The following is a 19,590-nucleotide window of genomic DNA, read 5'->3' as shown; positions in this document are numbered from 1 at the left end:
GTATGTCTCTCTTTATTTTCACTTCAACTGATAAACCTTGAAATCGCTGATCTCCTGATGCGAATGCGTGGTACGGAAACCAAAGTGGCCAGAGCGCAGCGGCGCTGGATCACGCCAGGAAAAATACTCCTGGCCGTCGACGGTCATTCGCGTGCAGCCCTGATATACCGTGATCTGGATCGCATATTCGCGGTTAGCCTGCAGCAGGTGGGCTTGATCCGTGAGATCGCCCAGCAGCACCCGCTCGCCCTTGCCATCGTACTTGCGGAAGCGCGTGGTGGTGTTGGTATTGCCGCCGATGCCCACATAGTAGAGGCTTAGCGCGTCGTATTGCTTGAACGTGCCGTCGCGCGTGAACAGGTTTGTGTTCTGCGGGTCGGAAGCCATCCAGAATTGATTCAGGTCGGACAGGCGGTCATTCGGGCCGCCTGCCATGATCATTTTGCGCTTGTAGCTGATCTGGATATCGCCTTGCAGTTCGGGTTTGAACCAGACGGTGGCATCGCCCGGCAGGTCCATCATCAGCTTGCCATCGCGCACGGCCACCTGCGCGTTTGGCGTGGGGCGGTACTCTGGCACCCATTGCGCGAGGCCGCCGCGGAAATCGTCGGCATACAGCAGCTTACCGGGAGTGCCACCGGCGCAAGGCTCGGCGCTCGCGGCGCTGGCCATGGTCGGCGCCAAGACAATGGCCGCGGCACAGGCCACGGCCACGGCGACGGCGCGCGAGGCCACGGGAGCGGCAGCAGCAGTCGCGTGAGCGGCGGACGGCGACGGAAGGCGTGACGCCCGGCTCATTTCGCGGCCCTCCGTTCGGGCGTCTCTGCGGGCGGCAACTCAAGCGGCAGCGCGTTGGCGCAAAGTGCGAGGATTTCGATGATCGTCATGCCCGACTGCGACGCGTCATTGGTCGAGACGCCCGGCGCCTCGTGCACAGGATTCAGGGACTCGGCGCCGTCAATCAGGCGCTGGTCGGCGCCGCGATAGCGCGCCAGTGCAGCCGCCGCGCGGCGGGCGTAGGCAGCGTTGCCGGTCTGGGCGTAAGCATAGGCCGCCAGGCGAGGCCCGCCCTGCCCTTTTTCGACATATTCAGCATCCGCGCCCTCGGCGTTACTGACCTTGTCCTTTTCCAGCACATCGCCCGGCGCGCCACCGAGACGGGAATACTGCAGCCAGGCGCGGGCGAAATCGTCGCGCCCCAGCAATGGCACCAGCTCGAACATCACTTGTGCGCCGCCCTGGATAGTGGCGAGGTTGTAATTCACCGGAACCTGCTTGCCCTCGACCGGATCGGGGATCGGCATCAGCTTTCCGGTGGCCGGATCGTAGCCAACCGTCATGCTGCCGCCGCCCTTGAGTGGGCCGACCTTCTTGCCGCCCAGCTGCGGATTCAGGCCATTGCGCACGCCGGAACGCAGCCAGTAAGGCATGGCGAGAATCGAATCCACGCCAGCATTGATGCGGTCGCGCCAGCGCGTATCGCCTGTACGCTCCCATTCGGTCATCCAGTTCCCTGCCAGCACGAACCAGTCCGGGCCAATGCGGATACGGCCCGGATATTTCGGGTCCTGCGGCAGCACCGGCTGCGCCAGCCGCATCGGGTCGTGAGCGATCACCGACAGATCGGACTTCAGCTGCTCGCGCATGATGTCTCCGATGCGTTCATCCGCGGTCAGATAGTAGTAAGGCCGCCAGTGCGCGGATTGGCTGATGCGCGCTTCCTTCGCACCATCGCCCCACTTCACAACGTTGTGGCGCGAACCCAGGCCCGCCATTGGACCGATGTGATAGACGTTGGTTTCGCTGGTATTGCGCGTCAATGCGGCGGCCATGCGGAACACGTCGGCCCGTCCGCTGCGCAGGAAGCTGTACCAGAGCCACAGTGGCGTGCCCAGTTCCGTGTTGTCCCAGGCGTGACCGCCGTAATCGTAGTACCAGACGTGGCCCGCGTTGTTGTAGCTGTGGATGAAATCACCGTAGTACCAGAAGCCATACCAGTAGCGTTCATCGATCTGCTGTTTGTAAAAGTCCAGCATGGAATCGAGGCGGCGCTCCATCTCGGCCTTTAGCGGGGTGGAACGGTCCGGCAAGCCCCACACGCCGAATACGCCCGCTGCGTGAATGTATTCCGGCGCTGCGGTCAGCAGCGGGGGCTGGGCAGACGCTTGCGCCATCGCGGACAACTGCTCTTTCTGCGGCACGCCTGCAGTCGGGTAAATCGTCAGCTCGCTGGTACGCGCCACGCCGTAAGCTTTGCTCATGCCCTGCTGGACGTCTTCATAGGTCGCGGCCAGACCATGTGCGCGAGTGGCGTAATGGCGCATATCCATTGCCGGTGCATCGGGTGACCACAGCCATGCGGTCACCCGAGCCGTGTCACGCGCGGCATCGTTCACTTCCAGCCCGCTGGGGTAAGACTGCCAGAAGTCCTTGATGCTCAGTGCGAGCCCGCCACTGGTGTCGCCAACATAAGCCAGACCCGAAGCGCGCTTGCCCGCATTGCTGAAAATCCAGCTGCTCTTGCCATTGGTGCGTTTGTGGATGGTGAAGCCGTCCGGCGCCGGCTGCACCAGCTTGTAGTCGCTCCAGATGGCATATTGTTCCTCGCCCGGCTCATAGAATTTTCCGCCGTCGATGCGCTGGCCGGCCACCTGCTGCGGATTGCCCGCTCCCGGCTGGATCGGCTCGGACCACATGCCGCCATCCTGCCCTGAGAAGCGCACATGGCGGTTCCACGACTTCTCGCGCAGCGGCACGGCAAAGCTCAGGCCTACGCCGCGAATGAAGTCACGCTCCTGGTCACCGTCGTAAGTCAGGGTGTGAACCATGCGGATGTTATCCACGCCTGCATAGAAATACAGACGCACGCTGAACGGCAGCCATTTGCGCTGTCCCTGCTGCGCCTTGTGCACACCTTCAACCTTCACCACCGCGCGAACGGGACCGGATTGTTCGACGGTGACTTTGCTGATCTGGCTGAGATAGCGGTCGCGCTGCGGTGCCGTGCCGGATTCGACATCCGGACCGCGCTGGGAGATTGCGACCAGTTGGCCGACACGCGCAACCTCCCGGCCATCAATGCTGATAGCGTCGATCAGGTTGGTGCCGGAAGTATGCAGGCGGGCCTTCATGGCGCCGGTGTCGATGTCGATAACGCCGCCCTGCTGTTTGAGCGTCAACGACGGTCCTTCGGCGGCTGTAGCGCGGGCCTCCAGCCGCAAACTGGCCGGTGCTGCGCGCGTCACCGTCGCGAAGGCGCTCCACTTCAGGGACCCGTCCGGCCAGTAGGCAAGCGGCCAGGTTTGCAGCGGCAGAGCTTTGCCATCCGGGCCAGTAAGCGCGAACACCTGCTCCTTGCGGTATTGCCCTTGTGGCCAAGGCACGCCCCAGCTGACGCCAGTTGGCTGCACGGGCGCAGTTTTATCGAGCCAGGTCAGCGCAACGGCGGCTGTAGCGGGAGCGATGCTGCCTGCGTCTGCACTGAGCCAGTCCCTGACCGGATTGGCCGGCAATCCTTTGAGTGCTGCAATTACACGCTGTGCGTTGAAGCGCGCACCGGCATCGTTGGTATGCGTGCGCGCATCGGAGAACAATGCATTCACCGCGGGCGCGCCAAGCTGGCGGTAGCCATCGCTGACGGCTAGTGTCAGGTCGGCGAACTGCGCGCCGCCGCGCGTGGCGACTTCACGGTCCCATTCCGCAAAGCTGGCGAAGTCACGGTGCTGCTCCCACACATCGCGATGCGGGACCGGCGACAGCAGCACAACGGCAGCGCCGCGCGCTTTCGCATCGGCCACATATTTGGCCATGTACCAGCCGAAGGTATGCACCTGCTCCTTGCTGCCGTCGGGACGTGTGTCTTCCACCATTTCCGGACCGGTGCCGCGGCCGGACGCGCGATTCTTCATCGCCGGATCGCCAATGCGGCCGCCGTCGTTGTGGCCAAACTGGATCAGCACCACGTCGCCTGCTTTCAGCTGCGACATGACGCGATCCCAGCGTCCTTCGATCAGAAAGGTGCGGCTGCTGCGGCCACCGATTGCGTGGTTCACCACGTTGACTTTGGACGTATCGAAGTATGGCGCGATACGCTCCCCCCATCCGATAGCGCCGTTGGCGCCACCGCTCTTCACGGTCGAATCGCCGACAATGAAAATGCTCGGCAGCTTTGCATCGCGCGGCTGCTCGCCCTGCACGCGGCTGGCGTCCACCACAGGGCGCTCATCTTCCGCAGCTGCGATAGCCGCAGCGCGTGGCGACAATGCGCCGGCCAGCACCGGCAGGCGCAGCGCCTTGATGCCGGCAACGACCGTGCGCGCATTCAGTTCCGCACCCGCCATATTGGTGTGCACATGCTCGTCCGGCGTGACAAGCGGGAACAGCTTCATCACGGCGTCGTGGCCTAGCGCATCGTACTGCCGCGCCACGTTCTCATTCAGGTCGATAAAGCCCACGTTCTGCTGATGTGCGACTTCGGCCGCCCAGCCGGCATAATCGGCGCGGTTGCGGGCGATCTTGCCGTTCGCATCCCAGGACTTGCGCGGAATCGGCGAAGCGATGACCGGCGTTGCGCCGCGGGCGCGGACGGCAGCGACGAAATAGCGCAGATACCAGCCGTAGCTATGTACCGTTTCATGTTTGCCGGTGAGCTGATTATCGATCTCCTGCGTTTCGTCGCCGGTGCCCTTGATGGTGCCGCGAGCGCGCGAGGTATCGTTGACCGCCGAGCCATCGTTATGCCCGAACTGCATGATGACCACGTCGCCTGGCTTGATGAGCGCCTGCGTGCGCTCCCAATGGCCGCTGGTCAGATAGGTACGGCTACTCAAGCCTCCCACTGCGCGATTGACGACATTGATTTTCGCGGGATCGAAATAGGCAGCGATCGGATTCCCCCAGCCCCACTGGCCCTCCGCGCCTTTACCCTGGCCATCATCATGCCCATTGCGAACGGTCGAATCGCCAATCAGGATCAGCGAAGGCAACGCCGCATTGGCGGGCTCCGGCAGCACTACCTGCGCTCGCGCGGGATCGGTATTGACTGCAACCGGCAGGCCAACCGGCGATTGGGCGCCAGCGGCACCCACGAACATGAGGATGGCGGCGCAGCCCAGCGCCTTTTGGTAGCTTTTCATGCGATCCATTCTAAGCGCGGCCAGTTCGCAGTAAGCGTTCCTCTTATAAAGAATCAAGAAGATGAGCGTTCCGATTGGAAAAAAGCGATGACAATCAAATTCCCTCAATTCGCCGAGCCAGAACAAGATGAACCGACTCTCCACCTGCGCCCTGCTGTGCGTGGCGCTCACGCTGTCCTCCGCCGCACACGCCCAGATCGGCAAGCGTTTTCCGTCCGAGCGCAAAGTCGTCAAAGACCCCGTCACCGGCACCATGCTTACCTTCCTGACAAGCAAACCGCATGGCGACTCGAAGATCTATCCGACGCATCCGCAGTGGACTTCCGACGGCCAGTGGGTGGTGTTCCGCTCCAACCTCGTACGCGGCGAGGCGATGGCCGTGAACGAGCAAACGGGCGATCTGGTGCAGGTGTCGGAAGGCGGCTATCTCGGCATGCTGAACCTGGCGCGCAAATCAATGAAGCTCTACTTCATGCGCAAGGACAGCGCACCGGGCCGCCTGCAAATCGTTGAAGTGGATCTCGCGCGCCTGCTGGCCGACAGTGCAGCAAGCAAGCTGAAGTCCGCCGACACCTACCAGCGCGTGGCAGGCACCACGCCCGCCGAACTGGAAGCGGGCGGCGATATGGCGCTGGATGCGGACGAGGAGTGGGTCTATTTCCGCGTAGGTAAAGCCGAAGCGGCCCGCCACCTCAAGCCCGGCACCAAGGTCGAAGACAACTTCGGTCCTCGCAAAATGGGTGCAGGCCCGAACGGGATCGCCCGCATGAACATCAAGACCGGCGAAATCCGCCATGTGGTGTCGGTGCCATTCCAGATCGGCCACATTCAGGCCAACCTGTACCAGCCGGGCGAAATCGTGTTTTGCTGGGAGACGGGCGGCAAATCGCCGCAGCGAACCTGGACTGTGCAGGCTGACGGTAGCGGTCTGCGTCCGCTCTATCCGGAGGCGCCTTACGAGTGGGTGACGCACGAAGCGGTGATCTCGAAGGATGAAGTGGCAATGGCGATCATGGGCCACCGGCCTATTCCAAACGGCGGCGGCGGCGTCGGCGCGCCAGGCACCGATGTCGGCGGCGCCAATCCGGGCCAGGACGCAGGCTGGGGACCGAGCGGTACCCGCGAGAAGCCAAGCGGCCTCGCCATCGTCAACCTGCGCACACGCGAAATGGTGATCGCGGGCCAGACACCATCCGGCAGCGGTCTATGGCATGTGCACGGTTCGTCCGATGGGCGCTTCGCGGTCGGCGATGATTTCAGCCGCAGCGTCTACCTGATCGACCGCCGCACCCACGAAATGATGATGCTGACCACCGGCCACAAAACCACCGCGGCCGACCATACGCATCCGACTTTCAGTGCGGATGGCACGCGCATCGAAATCCAGTCGGCCATGCTGTCCGAAGATGGCCGCACGATGAACATCTGCATCGTGCCCGTGCCGGAAGCATGGCTGAAGCGCAAGTGATGCGCGGCGCCGCTTCAGTCAAGCGGCGTAAGCTGGATGTTGCGCAGCTCGTAAGGCGTACCTTCAAGCTGGAAGCCGATGTGGCCTTCGCTCGGTTTGGCGCCGGTCACGCGGTTCTGCAGCACACCGTTGACAGTCACTTCGATGCTGCCGTCGCGGCTGACGATATCCGCACTGTTCCATTCTCCCGCCGGCCGCTCGCTATCCGCTGCAATATGCGCCTTCACCGGCGGTTTGTTGCCGGTCAGCGCTTCGGTAAAGCTGGCATTCGCCATCGGCAGCAGGTCGCCAGCGTTGCCGAATTTGGTCTGCACTTGCTGGCTCAGTGGCCACACGCGGTCCATCGGTCCTTCGCTGATATGCAGCAGCACGCCGCCGTTGCCGGTCTTGCCCGGCCAGCGCCACTCAACGTGCAGCTTGTAGTTGCGGTAGCTTGCCGTGGTCGCCAGAAAGCCCAGCGGCTTGCCGGCAGACGCAATCACACCGCCTGGTTGTACACTGAACACGCTCGCGACGCTCGCCGCAGGATCGGTACGCAATTCCCATCCGCTGAAATCGCGGCCGTTGAACATATCGGCCGCCGAAGCGCCACTTGCAACCAGCAACAATGCTGCACAAAGAATTCGATTAACCATTTGGACTCCGAATGAAAAAGACACTGCTGTTTCTTCTGCTTTCCGCCAGCGCCGCGCTGGCATCCGCTGCCGATATTCCATTGTGGCCTGAAGGCGTGCCGGGCGCACGCAATATCGGCCCCGAACTGCGCAAGGACGGCTATATTTCCAACGTCAGCGAACCGGCCCTCACCCTCGTCCCCGCCGCGGTGGACCGTCCGAATGGTACCGCAGTCATCATCGCTCCGGGCGGCGGCTACGTACGCGAAGCGGCTGCGCGCGAGGGTTATCAGTACGCCAACTGGCTTAGCACCCTCGGCGTGACGAGCTTCGTGCTGACCTACCGTATGCAGGAATTCGGCCACCCCGCGCCATTGCAGGACGTGCTGCGCGCCGTGCGCATGGTCCGCTCGCGCGCCGCCGAATTCGGCATCGATCCGAATCGCATCGGCGTGATGGGCAGTTCGGCGGGCGGCCATCTGGCGGCCAGCGCCGGCACACTGTTCAATCATCCCATCGGCCGCACCGGCGCTGCGCTGGACGCTGTCAGCGCCCGCCCTGACTTTCTGATGCTGATGTACCCGGTGATCACCATGGAAGCTCCCGCCGCGCATATGGGCTCGCGCAAGGCCCTGCTGGGCGCCTCGCCTCCGCCGGAAATGGTGCAGCTGATGTCCCTCGAAAAACAGGTGACGCCCGCCACGCCGCCCACCCTGCTGATCCACACTCAGGCCGATCAGGCGGTGCCGGTCGAGAACAGCATCCTGTTCTTCCAGGCGCTCACCCGCAACAAGGTGCCGGCGGAGATGTATCTGTTTGAGCATGGCAGCCATGGCATGGGCATGCGCGATAACCTGGGCACCGCGTCGGCATGGCCACGCCGCGCCGAAGAGTGGATGCGCGCTCGCGGCCTGCTGAATACGCCTCAGGCCAAATAGAACATCGGCTGCAGCGGCCATTCACGGGGGCGGTTGCCCGGCGCCGTCTCCATCAGGTCGGCCATGTAATCCCACCACTTCTTCATGACGGGCTGCTGCGGCAGCTCGTCGATCTTGTTTTCCGACCGGAGTTTCAGCACTGCGAACAGGTGCAGGGTTTCTTCGTCCAGAAAGATGGAGTAGTCGTAGATCCCGGCTTCACTCAGCGCTTCCGACAGCTCGGGCCAGATCTCGTCATGGCGGCGGCGGTATTCCGCCACCGTCCCCGGCTTGAGTTTCATACGGAATGCACGCGTGTTCATTTGTTCACCGCCATTTTCTTGAGTTCCGACGCGGCCAGCAGGAAGCCGCCAACGCCATAATTGAAGCTCGACGCTGGCCGGTAGTAGGCTGGCTCGGCTCCCGTTTGCTGGATGCCGCCAAGCCGTCCGTCGGCATACACGTTTTTCAGGATACCGGCCCAGGCGCGTTCGATCACCGGCTTATAGGTTGCGGCGTCCAGATAGCCTTTGTTGACGCCATATGCCATGCCATACACGAACAGCGCGGAGCCGGAGATTTCGGGTAGCGGGTAGCTGGCCGGATCGAGCAAACCCGCGTGCCACAGACCGTCCGCGCCTTGCAGCGATGCGATGCGCGCCGACATCTCGCGCAATTGCTGAATATAGAACTGGCGCTGTGGATCGTCTTGCGGGATGTAGTCGATGGTGCGCGCCAGGCCACCCATCACCCAGCCTTCGCCGCGCGACCAGAAGATCTTCTTGCCGTTCGGCTCGCGCTTGCTCAGATAGCTGACGTCACGCGCGTACAGGTGCTCTTCCTTGTCGTACAGCGCGTCGTAAGTCTTGCGCCATTGATCGTGTACGTAGTCCAGATACTTGCGGTCGCCGGTGGCCTTGTACATCTTGGCCCAGACCGGGGGCGCCATGAACAGCGCATCGCACCACCACCACGGCAGGCGGGCATCGCCGGGACGCAAGGTTGGCAGCGGCTGCAGGGTGTCCAGGAAGGCGCGCGTTGGGGCAATGCGCTCATCGCCGCCGTCCTGGAAGTACAGCTCAAGGTAGGTCTGGGCAACGCTCTGGTCATCGGCATTGGGATACGGGCCGCGCAGGTCCCAGCTGAATTGCTTTGCCATCGCCAGCATGGCGTCGCGGTATTTGCGGTCGCCGGTCGCTTCCGATGCAGCCATGAAGCCGGTGAACAGCACCGACGAGGTCCAGATGCGGTCAAGGTGCTTTTGCGTGCGCTCCAGCTGCCAGTCGGCGACCTTGCGCAGTGCCTTGTCGATGGCTTCAGCCGTCAGCGCCGGTGACAGATCGGTTGCCAGCGGACCGCCGTTGGCCGGGGCGTCGCCGAAGAAGCGGCTGGTGTCCTTGTCCACGATGGCCTGCATCGCCGGCGTTGGCAGTGGGTAGCTGCCGGCCGCCGGCTCTTGCGGCGCTGTGGCACAGCCAGCGAGGCCGATCGCGAGTGATAGCGCGGCGATCCTTGGGCGAAGCGGAAGCGATGCGGAGCGCGTGTGGGCGAGGCTGTCGGTCATGACTTATCCTGTTCTTCGAAACTCTTCTTCGAGGGATCTTCTTTCGGTTGCGGAGAGCGCACGATGAAGCTTTCTTTCGGCAGGCCGCGTACTGCGCCGGCGTCTTCCAATTCAACCGGCGAGGCGATGGCCAGTTTCAGCTTGGTGAACTGCCAGTCTTTCACGTCATACAGCTGGCCGCCTTTGCTGGCCTGGATGTCCAGATTATCGAGGCTGAAGCGCTGCAGGGGCGCTTCCTTGTAGCCGCTAACTTCAAACGCCGTTGTAGCGCCGGTAGCTTTGATGTTCCAGATCTTCACGTCGTGGAAGTGGGCGATACCCTTTTCACGCGGCACTGGCGTGGCCAGCACTTTCCAGTACGGCGGATAATCCTTGATCTCGTCCGGAATCTTCGCGTAGCTGTAGCTCGGGTTCCAGTTCATCGTAATGCGCAGCACGACGGGGATATTGGTCATTGTGAAGTCGTGAATGCGCAGGTTCTCGCCGAAGCCACCGCGTGTGTGGGCGGATTTGAACAGGATGCCGACGGGGACATTGCCTTCGACCTTGATGTTGTAGGCTTCGACATTGCGGAAGCCGCCTGCCGTTTCGCTGCCGAAGGTGATGCCAGCTGCGGCATCACGCACCACCGAGTCGCGGACGATGACGTCTTCCGTCGGGCGCGCCACGCGCTGGCCATCGGAGTCGCGGCCGGCCTTCATGCACAGAGCGTCGTCGTTGACGGCAATATCCGCGTGCTGCACCAGGATTTTCCTGGACGAATCGATGTCGATGCCATCAGTGGATGGACCACGGCCGCCTTCATTATTGCGGATGACGACACCGTCCACGGTCACATCTTCGGAGTAGCAGATGTGCAGGGTCCAGAAGCCTGAGCGGCGCAGCAGCAGGCCGCCGCCGATCCTGGCGTGTTTGCTATTGAAGACCTGAATCAGGCGTGGACGCTTGGCGTCGTAGTCGGAAGCCCAGCGCAGGCCACGCGGTTCGTATTCCTTGCGCAGGTTCCAGTAGCTGTCCCAGAAGATTTTTCCGTCACCATCGACGGTGCCCTCGCCTTCGATCGCGGCGCGCTCCTGTTCGTAGATATTGACCAGCGCGGCGGGCCATTTCATTTCGATGCCGGCAATGCGCGTCGCCATCACTGGGTAGTCTTCCAGTTTTTGCGAGCCAAGCAGGGTGACACCCTTATCCAGGCGCAGCGTGACGCCGGTCTTCACGAAAATGGAGCCGGTCAGGTAGGTGCCGGCCGGGAAGCTGACCTTGCCGCCACCTTGCGCTGCTGCGTCGATAGCGCGTTGGATGGCCCGTGTGTTCATCGTCGCGCCGTCACCTTTCGCGCCGAAGTCGGCGACGCTGACGTTCTTCGCAGATGCCGCGCCGGCCGCCAGCATCGCCAGGGCCACGCCCACGGCTGCGGCAAATTTTGGTGTCCAATTCATGGAGCACTTTCCTTTCATTGAGCGCCCCCAAGCAGGCGCACAGGGCCAAGCAGGCCGGATGGATGTGGCGTGATCAGGTGCGTATCCTGCGGTACAAAGCGCTGGCCGTAACGCGCCCACAGCAGGCGGTGATCGGCGCGATCCTGCCCGGCCAGGCCGTTGATGGCGAGATTGGCGACACGCACCTCGATCTTGTTGCTCCCCTCGTGCAGCCATGGGGTGGCATCGAGCCTGTATGGCGGCTTCCAGAGCGATCCCGCGCGCTGGCCGTTGATAAAGACCACGGCCGCTTCACGGATCGGGCTTTCCAGCATGGCGCGCATGCCGGCGGGGACTTTCGGAGTAGCGTCCAACGGCTTGCCTTCGCCAAAATCAAGCGTCAAATGTCCGCGCAGCTGGCTGGCGTTCAGATCGACCGTCTTCGCATACAGCACTTCGGCCGACAGGAAGCGCGTGGAGTCATTGTCGGTCCAGGAGAGCAACGCTGGCATCGCCTCCGGCGCTCGGCCGGGGAAAGTGACGTTCCAGTCGCGGCTCCAGTCAGCTACCACAGTGCCCACAGCCGGCCAGGCTGACGCCGTCGCGGGCGCACGCGCGCCGGCCGCCGCATCCTTCGTCGTTGCGGCCAACTGGGCCGGACTGTCTGCAAGGACGAGGATACGGGACTCGTAAGGCGCCAGGTCGAGGGCGAGCGACGGCTGTACGGTCGCAGCAGCGGACTGGCCGCTCACGCAGTCCCACCAGGCCGCGTGACGGCGAGCGGCGCGAACAGCCGCGGTGGTGCGCACGGAATGGTTGCTGGTATTGGCGATGAAATAGATGTCGGCATCAGCCAGTTTGCGGTGAATGAAGCCGACGTCGCCAGCCGATGAGGCAAGCTTGAGATCGGGCGCTACTGCGCGGGCGAGCGCAGCGCCCACGGCGGCATCATCGGCAACAAGCTGCACGCCGCTCAAAGCAAAGAGCTTCTGCGTCGCTGCAACGACCTGCGGCGTGACGTGCGCGGCGTCGGCATAGCCTGGCGCCAGCGATGGCTTGCCGCCAACGGCGATGATCTTGCCGCCACTGCGCACATAAGCTTCCAGTTTTGCCAGCACAGCCGGCGACAGGCGCACAATGTGCGGCAGCACAAGCGCCTTGTGCGAGACGCCCAGCGCCAGCACGGATTCGGCATCCACGTAATCGAAATTGTGGCCCGCATCCAGCACCTGTTCGGTCAGCGCAGACGTGACGAACTTGTGCATCTCGGCCGAGACGGACATCTTGCCCGGCGTGAGCGAGGCGTAGACATCGTCCGTCGGCAGGAATACGGCAACGTCATTGGCAGGCGCGCCCTGTCGCATCAGGTAGCTGGTGCGCTGGAGGTAGGCGTTCACGTCCGGCATGACGTTCCACCACGGCTGATGGTTGTTGAACACCGCTGCCGCGTAGAAGGAGTAGCCCGGTTCCGGCGTTCCTGGAGGATTGTAGGGCCAGCCGTGGCCAATGAACTGGTTCACGCCTTGCAGCAGCATGCGGTCCGCTTCGGCCTTCATGTCCAGCGGCGTGGCGCTGAAGGCCGGCGAATTGAGCCAGGTCCAGGTTTCGGCGGAGATCACATTGCGGCCATACAAATGGCCTGCCGACGTCGCCCAGCGTGTAAAGGAGAAGCTGCGGAATTGTGGCCCCTCGCCTTCCGGCAGCGCCACCAGGCGGTTGCTGGACATGGTCACCACCGGCTCGCCGTAAGTCTGCGAACGGAATTGCGTACCATGCGCACGTGCCCAATCGTTCAGCGGCGTGAGATAGCGTTCGTTGACGAGTTCCGTTTGCGTTTGCGCCCAGTCGCGGCGCAGCGCGGCGGCGTCCGGGCCCTGGCCGGTAAAGATGACCGGCAGATGCGGTTTCAGATCATAGCCGCGGCGGCGCTGGAATTCGGCGAGGAAGTCTTCCGTCCAGTCGGTGTTGTAGACCTCCAGGCTGTCGGAGAAGACCGCGTATGGCGGCTTGTCGCCGAAGGCCTTGAGCAGCGGCTCGGCGACCGTTTGCAGGTGATTGTCAATGGCGCGGCGGCTCAGGTGATCGAGCACGAAGCCTTCGGCGCCCAGTGCGGGACGCTTGACTTGCTGGCCAGTGTGGCTGGCGATGTAGAACACCGCAACGCGCGCTGACGCAGCAGCCGATACGGCCGCGCGGCCGGATGGTGCGCCAGCCGTCAGCGTGAGCGATGCGAGACGAGTGGCGTCAAACTCCTTGGCGCTGCCTTCGCCAATGAAGGCGGCCAGCAGTTGTTCACCACTGGCGAGGGCAGGCAGTGTGACGGATGCCGCACCGGCGGGTACTTCAAATACCGCCTGGCGCAGCCGGCCTGCGGAATCAGCTGCCGTGACGTGCGGACCGCCGTAGGGCCAGCCGCTGCCCAGCGTAATGTCGACGCGCAGGCCGAGATCATGCGCCTTGTTGTTGGCGAAGCTGACAGCGTCGAGGAACTCGGGGGAAAGATAAGGAACGTTGTGGATGCCGCGCGTGGCGTCGTCCAGTTCCATTGGGTAGACGGGCTGGATTTCCACGCCGCCGAAGCCGCCCGCCTTCATCGCGTTCAGTTCGCGCTCAAGCTGCGGCTTGACCACGGCGGGGCCAAACCACCACCAGCGCACCATCGGCCGCGCATCATCCGGTGGCGCAGCCAGCCGGGCCACTACGTCCGCGATACGGTCCGAATGCACAGGCCCAGCGCTGCGGGTCGCAGCCACGCCGGCTTGCGAAGGCGCGGCGGCGGGGGAGGCGCCGTCAGAACGTGCAGCGGCCGTCGAACCGGCGACGGCCGCGCTGCCCAGCGTTACGGCCGCCAGGCATGCCAGGGGAAGCCGGCGCACGGCTCAGACGATGCCGCTGCCGCTTACTCCTGCCTTGGCCGGACGGCGCACGGCAGCCTGTTCGCGATAGCCGGCCGCGCGGTAGCACGCCACCGGATCGATCGCGCCTCCCGAGCGTGCGCGCGCCATCGCGAGGATGGGGCTGACGTCCGTGCGGTAAGCCTGCTTCAGCGTTTGCGCCGACTGCAGTGCATCATTCGATTCCTGGAAGCCGCGCAGCGTTTCGCGATCGACCAATGCCGCCTGTACGAAAGCGCGCTGCACTTCCGCTGCACTGTTCATCAGGCTCTCAATCGGATCGGTCACATTATGCGACTGGTCCAGCATATAGGCCGGACGCAGCGCGGCATCGCGCAAAGTGGCATCCGCCAGTTCGTTAAAGATCAGGAAGAGCTGGAAAGGATTGATGCTGCCCGAATCCAGGTCGTCGTCGCCATACTTGCTATCGTTGAAGTGGAAGCCACCCAGCTTGCCGAACTGCGCCAGGCGCGCCACGATCATTTCAATATTGGTGTTGGGCGCATGGTGGCCCAAATCGACAAGGCACTTCGCCTTGTCGCCCAATTGCTGCGCGCATGCGAAGCTGGTGCCCCAGTCAGCGATGGTGGTTGCATAGAAGGCCGGCTCGAACAGCTTGTGTTCGATGAAGACCAGCCAGTCTTCCGGCAACGCACCGTAAATGTCGCGCATGGAATCCAGATAGCGCTCCAGCGAACCGCGCAGATTGTGCTGGCCGGGGAAGTTGGCGCCGTCGCCCACCCACACGGTCAGCGCCTTCGATCCAAGCGCCTTGCCCAACTCGATACACTCGATATTGTGCGCCACAGCTTGCGCGCGCACGGCGGCGCTTTGCGCGGTCAGGCTGCCGTACTTGTAGGTCTGCGCCTGATTGGCCTGATCCTGGAAGGTATTGGAGTTGACCGCGTCGAAGCCTAAGCCGTACGACGCAGCCTGCTCGCGCAGGGCTTTCGGATCGTCCGTCTTATCCCACGGGAAGTGCAGCGAAACGGAAGGCGTCGCACGAGTGAGCTGATGGATCACACCGCAATCTTCCATCTTCTCGAACACATTGCGCGGCTCGCCCTTGCCGGGGAAGCGCGCAAAGCGCGTGCCGCCGGTGCCTACACCCCAGCTGGGGATAGCCACCGCGAAGCTCTGGGCCGCCGCGGTCAGCTTTTCAATGTCCACACCGCGGCGCGCCAGCATGCCGCCCAAGGCGGCGTAGTCGGCATCCAGGTTTGCCTGCAGGGTGGCGTTATGCGCGGCCACCTGGCCCTGGTCGAATACTGCACTCATCTCGTTGTCTCCTTTGTTCCGCCGCTTATTGCGGTCTGACTATCGCGTGAAAGCTGCGGCGTTGCCGGCATCCACGTTGATTACATTACCAGTGCTCTTGCCTGCCTTGTCGCTGGCCAGGAAGTACACCGCCTCTGCGATATCTTCCGGCAGAACGCTCAGTTTCAGCATGCTGCGGTCGCGGTAGAAGGCTTCCACATCGTCCGCTTCGATCTTGTTCGATTGTGCACGCTCCTGCTTCCACTTGCCATCCCAGATGCGGGAACCGCGGATCACGGCGTCCGGATTGACGACATTGACGCGGATGCCATGTGGCGCACCTTCCAGCGCCACGCAGCGCGCCAGATGAATTTCCGCAGCCTTGGCGGTGCAGTAGGCCGAGGCACCAGCCGATGCCACCAGGCCGTTCTTCGACGCCACGAACACCATGCTGCCGCCCAGCTTCTGCTGCTTCATGATGCGGAAAGCGCCGCGGCTGACCAGGAAGTAGCCCTTGACCAGAATATCCTGATTACGCTGCCAGATTTCCAGGGTAGTGTCTTCCAGCGGTGCGGAGGATGCGATACCGGCATTGGACACCAGCAGGTCCACGCCGCCAAAGCGCAGCGAGGATTCGCGCAGCACGTCTTCCACTGCCTGTTCGCTGGTCACGTCGGCGATAAAGCTGGCCACGTTGTCCTTGCCTGCGACCTTGACCAGGGCTTTGTGCGCCTCATCGAGCACTTCCTTATCGATATCGGTCAGCAGCACGCATGCGCCTTCCTGCAGCAGCTGGCGCGCGACAGCCTGGCCGATACCGCCTGCGCCGCCGGTCACCAGAGCGATGCGGCCCGCCAGGGATTTCGGCTTCGGCATACGCTGCAGCTTCGCCTCTTCCAGCAGCCAGTATTCGATGTCAAAGGCTTCCTGCTCCGGCAGACCGACATAGGAATCCACACCGTTCGCGCCGCGCATCACGTTGATCGCGTTGACGTAGAACTCGCCGGCGATACGCGCCGTGGCCTTGTCCTTGGCGAAAGACAGCATGCCCACGCCCGGAATCAGGTAAATAATCGGATTTGCGTCGCGTACGGCCGGGCTGTTGGAACGCTTGCAGCGCTCGTAGTAAGCCACGTAGTCGGCGCGGTAGGCTTCCAGGCCGGCATCCAGGCTGGCGACCAGCGCGTCAAAGTCCGGCTTGGACGGATCGAAATCGATCACATAGGGACGGATCTTGGTGCGCAGGAAGTGGTCCGGGCAGGAAGTGCCCAGCGCCGCCAGCGGCTTCAGATCACGGCTGCACACGAATTCGAGCACGGCGGCGCTATCGTCGAAGTGGCCCAGTTTGAATTCGGTCTTGCTGATTTTGCCGCGCAGGATAGGCATCAGGCGCGCAGCCAGGTCAGCGCGCTGTTGCGCGGCCATTGGCGCAATCGCCGCGCCGCCGAACACCGGCTGCTTCACATTCGCGGCCAGCCATTCCTCGGCGCGCTTGATGATGGCCAGCGTGGTTTCGTAGCAGGACTTGGCGGTATCGCCCCAGGTGAACAGGCCGTGGCCTTCCAGGATGATGCCCTTCAGTTCCGGCTGCGCTTTCGACAGCGCTTCCAGCTTCAGGCCCAGGTCATAGCCCGGACGCTGCCACGGCAGCCAGCCCAATTCACCTTCGAAGATTTTTGCGGTCAGCGCCTTGCTGCTGGCGCAGGCGGCGATGGCGATCACGGAGTCCGGGTGCATGTGGTCCACATGCTTGCGGTCGATGTAGGCGTGCAGCGGCGTGTCGATCGACGCGGCGCGTGGATTCAGGTTGAAAGTGCAGTGCGGCAGATAGCCGACCATCTCGTCTTCGTGCTCAAGACCGCGGTAGCGCTGCTTCAGCGCCTGCAGTTTGCTCATGTAGAGCGTGGAGAAGCCATCCAGTTTGATGCTTCCCAGGTCACCGCCCGAGCCCTTCACCCACAGAACCTCCACCTGCTCACCGCTCAGCGGATCTTCCATCATCACTTTGGCCGAGGTATTACCGCCGCCAAAGTTCGTGATGCGCAGGTCCGATCCGAGCAGGTTGGAACGGTACAGCAGCAGCTCTGGTTCGCTCATGGAGGCGGCCTTCGCGTCGTCCCACAGCGATTCGATCGCTGCCTTCTGCTTTGAATCTTGCATTACTTTCTCCGTGTTGAATTGCGTTTGTTTTGCCTTCGAGGCAACCGGAGCCAGTAGAAATCAGCGGCCGGTGGGGTGTCAATGCGGAAGCAATCAACATGATGACTAAGAACAGAATAATCATAATGATGATCGAAATACGCATCCAATCACGCAATGCACAAGAAATAATCACCGATTTGATTATGTTCTGATTGACGCTCGATTGGGATTTGATTAGTCTCGTCTTAATAAAGTTGCCACCCGGACCGGCTACGGGACTGAGGATGGCACAACACAAAGGAGACGAAGATGGTGAATCACAAGCGCCGTAAACGTTTGCTCAAGCTACTCTCGGAACATACAACCGCCAGCGTTCCACAGCTGGTTGAGTGGCTAAGCGCCTCCCCCGCCACCGTGCGGCGGGATATCAGTTGGCTCGCTGCGCGGAATCTGCTCACGCGCACACGGGGAGGAGCCGCCAATCTGCCGCAGAAGAAGCGCAGCTTCCCGCTCACGAGCGAGACGTTCCAGCACAATATCGAATGCCACGCCGAGCGCAAACGCGCCATCGCCCGCTATGCGGCGAGCTTGTGCTCGGAAGGCGAAACCATCATCATCAATGGCGGCACGACCACCTTCATGATGGCGGAATTCCTGATGGATAAACACCTGAAGATCCTCACGAATTCCTTCCTGATGGCCGAGCGCCTGCTCGTTTCGAGCGATAACGAGATCATTCTCCCCGGTGGCAAGGTCTATCGTGAGCAGAATGTGATTCTCAGCCCGTTCGACAACGACATCACCCAGCACCATTACGCCGCCAAGATGTTCATGAGCGTGTATGGGCTTTCCCTGCTCGGATTGATGGAAGCTGATCCGCTTTTGATTCAAGCGGAGCAGCGTTTGATCAGTCAGGCCGAAGAATTGATCGTTTTGGCCGATAGCTCGAAGTTCGCCAAGAAGGCTGGCCTGATCCTGTGCGGCCTGAATCGCGTATCCACCGTGATCACCGATACCAACGCCTCCGACTCCGCAGTGCAGCTGCTTGAGCAATCGGGCGTGCATGTGGTGACCGTGGCGCCGGAAGCGCTGCCGCAATCCGTCAGCCCCTCCACGTTCGCGCCGAACTTTGACTTCCAGTCCGCAGCGCTCTATCACACGGAGACATCGCATTGAAACTCAGAAGATTAGTGATCGCGGCGATGGCCGCAGGCATGCTCACGGCGGTTGTCGGCTGCGGCGAGAAAAAGCCGGAGAAAGTACGCATCGCCATGGTGGTGAAAAGCCTGGGCAATGGCTTCTTCGACGCCGCCCACGCCGGCGCCAACGAAGCAGCCGCGCAGCTGAAGGATGTTGAGATCATCTACACCGGCCCGACAACGCCGAGCGCTGAAGGACAAATCGAGATAATCAATTCTTTGATCAGTCAGAAAGTTAGCGCTATCGTGATCTCTGCAAACGATCCGAATGCGCTGGTGCCGATCACCAAAAAAGCCATGGCGCGCGGGATCAAGGTGATTTCCTTCGACAGCGGGCTGGCCGAAGAAGGTCGCCTGATGCAGCTGAATCCATCGAACGCGGAACTGATCGGCCGCAAACAGCTGGAGATGGCCTCCGAAGCCATTGGCGGTGCCGGCGAAATCGCGATTCTCTCGGCGTCCGCTCAAGCCACCAATCAGAATATCTGGATCAAGGTGATGAAGGATGATCTGGCCAAGCCGGAATTCTCGAAACTGAAGCTGGTGGCCACCGTGTACGGCGATGACCAGTCGGACAAGAGCTACCGCGAAGCGATCGGCCTCCTGCGCAGCAATCCAAACCTGAAAGCCATCATTGCGCCGACCACGGTGGGCATCAACGCCGCCAGCAAAGCGGTGGTGGATGAACACCTGGTGGGCAAGGTCTTTGTCACCGGCCTTGGCCTGCCGTCCGAAATGGCGGGCCATGTGAAGAGCGGTGCGGTGCGCGAATTCGCGATCTGGAATCCGATCGATCTGGGCTACGCAGCGACTTACGCGGCCTACGACTTCGTCAAGGGCGATCCGAATGCGAAGCCGGGCGGCAGCGTCAATGCAGGCCGCATGGGCACCATCGCCCTCGATGCACACGGCGAGGCAGCAATGGCTCCGCCTTTCACCTACAACAAAGAGAACGTCGATAAGTTCTCCAAGATTTTCTGAG

The 19,590-nt window shown here is 62.4% G+C and carries 13 protein-coding genes; 4 read left to right on the top strand and 9 right to left on the bottom strand.

Translation table 11 applies throughout. The annotated features are described in order from the left end of the window. Positions 1-18: 18 nt before the first annotated feature. Both AB4Z19_RS15190 and AB4Z19_RS15185 read right to left on the bottom strand, forming a co-directional pair. The gene (locus AB4Z19_RS15190) at positions 19-798 is read right to left on the bottom strand and encodes a DUF6250 domain-containing protein (RefSeq protein ID WP_442027108.1); all 780 of its coding nucleotides are present in this window, start codon (positions 796-798) and stop codon (positions 19-21) included. Further along, positions 795-5,135 (bottom strand): exo-rhamnogalacturonan lyase family protein, encoded by a 4,341-nt coding sequence (locus tag AB4Z19_RS15185; protein ID WP_442035556.1) that lies wholly within the window; start codon positions 5,133-5,135, stop codon positions 795-797. Before AB4Z19_RS15185 ends, AB4Z19_RS15190 begins: the two co-directional genes overlap by 4 nt. A gap of 127 nt (positions 5,136-5,262) precedes the next feature. On the opposite strand from AB4Z19_RS15185, the gene AB4Z19_RS15180 reads away from it, so the two are divergent. Beyond that, a complete protein-coding gene (locus tag AB4Z19_RS15180) occupies positions 5,263-6,603 on the top strand; it encodes a hypothetical protein (RefSeq protein WP_442035555.1) in 1,341 nt (446 codons plus the stop codon). Between the two features lie 14 nt (positions 6,604-6,617). Here the strand turns inward: AB4Z19_RS15180 and AB4Z19_RS15175 are convergent, their stop codons facing one another. Next, complete coding sequence (locus AB4Z19_RS15175; RefSeq protein WP_442035554.1) at positions 6,618-7,238, bottom strand: 3-keto-disaccharide hydrolase; 621 nt, start codon at positions 7,236-7,238, stop codon at positions 6,618-6,620. A gap of 11 nt (positions 7,239-7,249) precedes the next feature. Here AB4Z19_RS15175 and AB4Z19_RS15170 point away from each other — a divergent pair, with 11 nt between their 5' ends. Next, positions 7,250-8,155 carry an alpha/beta hydrolase gene (locus AB4Z19_RS15170; RefSeq protein WP_442035553.1) on the top strand — a complete coding sequence of 302 codons (906 nt, stop codon included), beginning with the start codon at positions 7,250-7,252 and terminating at the stop codon, positions 8,153-8,155. Here the strand turns inward: AB4Z19_RS15170 and rhaM are convergent. From rhaM to AB4Z19_RS15140, 6 genes are read right to left on the bottom strand one after another with little or no spacing between them, the layout of a single operon-like run. Further along, a complete protein-coding gene (rhaM, locus tag AB4Z19_RS15165) occupies positions 8,143-8,457 on the bottom strand; it encodes an L-rhamnose mutarotase (protein WP_442025069.1) in 315 nt (104 codons plus the stop codon). The genes AB4Z19_RS15170 and rhaM overlap by 13 nt on opposite strands. Next, positions 8,454-9,698, bottom strand: a complete 1,245-nt coding sequence (locus AB4Z19_RS15160) for a glycoside hydrolase family 88/105 protein (protein WP_442025071.1) — start codon at positions 9,696-9,698, stop codon at positions 8,454-8,456. The genes rhaM and AB4Z19_RS15160 overlap by 4 nt, the downstream gene beginning before the upstream one ends. Beyond that, positions 9,695-11,137, bottom strand: a complete 1,443-nt coding sequence (locus AB4Z19_RS15155; protein ID WP_442025073.1) for a glycoside hydrolase family 28 protein — start codon at positions 11,135-11,137, stop codon at positions 9,695-9,697. The genes AB4Z19_RS15160 and AB4Z19_RS15155 overlap by 4 nt, the downstream gene beginning before the upstream one ends. 14 nt (positions 11,138-11,151) lie before the next feature. Further along, positions 11,152-13,992, bottom strand: a complete 2,841-nt coding sequence (locus tag AB4Z19_RS15150; protein WP_442035552.1) for a glycosyl hydrolase — start codon at positions 13,990-13,992, stop codon at positions 11,152-11,154. Between the two features lie 3 nt (positions 13,993-13,995). Next, positions 13,996-15,288, bottom strand: a complete 1,293-nt coding sequence (rhaI, locus tag AB4Z19_RS15145) for an L-rhamnose catabolism isomerase (protein WP_442025077.1) — start codon at positions 15,286-15,288, stop codon at positions 13,996-13,998. A 39-nt stretch (positions 15,289-15,327) separates the two neighbouring features. Next, on the bottom strand, positions 15,328-17,427 hold the full coding sequence (locus AB4Z19_RS15140; protein ID WP_442025079.1) for a bifunctional rhamnulose-1-phosphate aldolase/short-chain dehydrogenase: 2,100 nt from the start codon (positions 17,425-17,427) through the stop codon (positions 15,328-15,330). Between the two features lie 291 nt (positions 17,428-17,718). Between AB4Z19_RS15140 and AB4Z19_RS15135 the strand changes: the two genes are divergently transcribed. Both AB4Z19_RS15135 and rhaS read left to right on the top strand, forming a co-directional pair. Next, positions 17,719-18,585: a DeoR/GlpR family DNA-binding transcription regulator gene (locus tag AB4Z19_RS15135; RefSeq protein WP_442026643.1), complete on the top strand. Its 867-nt coding sequence runs from the start codon at positions 17,719-17,721 to the stop codon at positions 18,583-18,585. A gap of 38 nt (positions 18,586-18,623) precedes the next feature. Further along, complete coding sequence (gene rhaS, locus AB4Z19_RS15130) at positions 18,624-19,589, top strand: rhamnose ABC transporter substrate-binding protein (protein ID WP_442026644.1); 966 nt, start codon at positions 18,624-18,626, stop codon at positions 19,587-19,589. Position 19,590: the final 1 nt, after the last annotated feature.

It is taken from the genome of Pseudoduganella sp. RAF19 (genome assembly GCF_052114165.1).
Classification (GTDB): domain Bacteria; phylum Pseudomonadota; class Gammaproteobacteria; order Burkholderiales; family Burkholderiaceae_D; genus Rugamonas.
The sequence above is the reverse complement of the archived record's forward strand: the minus strand, read 5'-3'. Positions and strand labels throughout refer to the sequence as shown.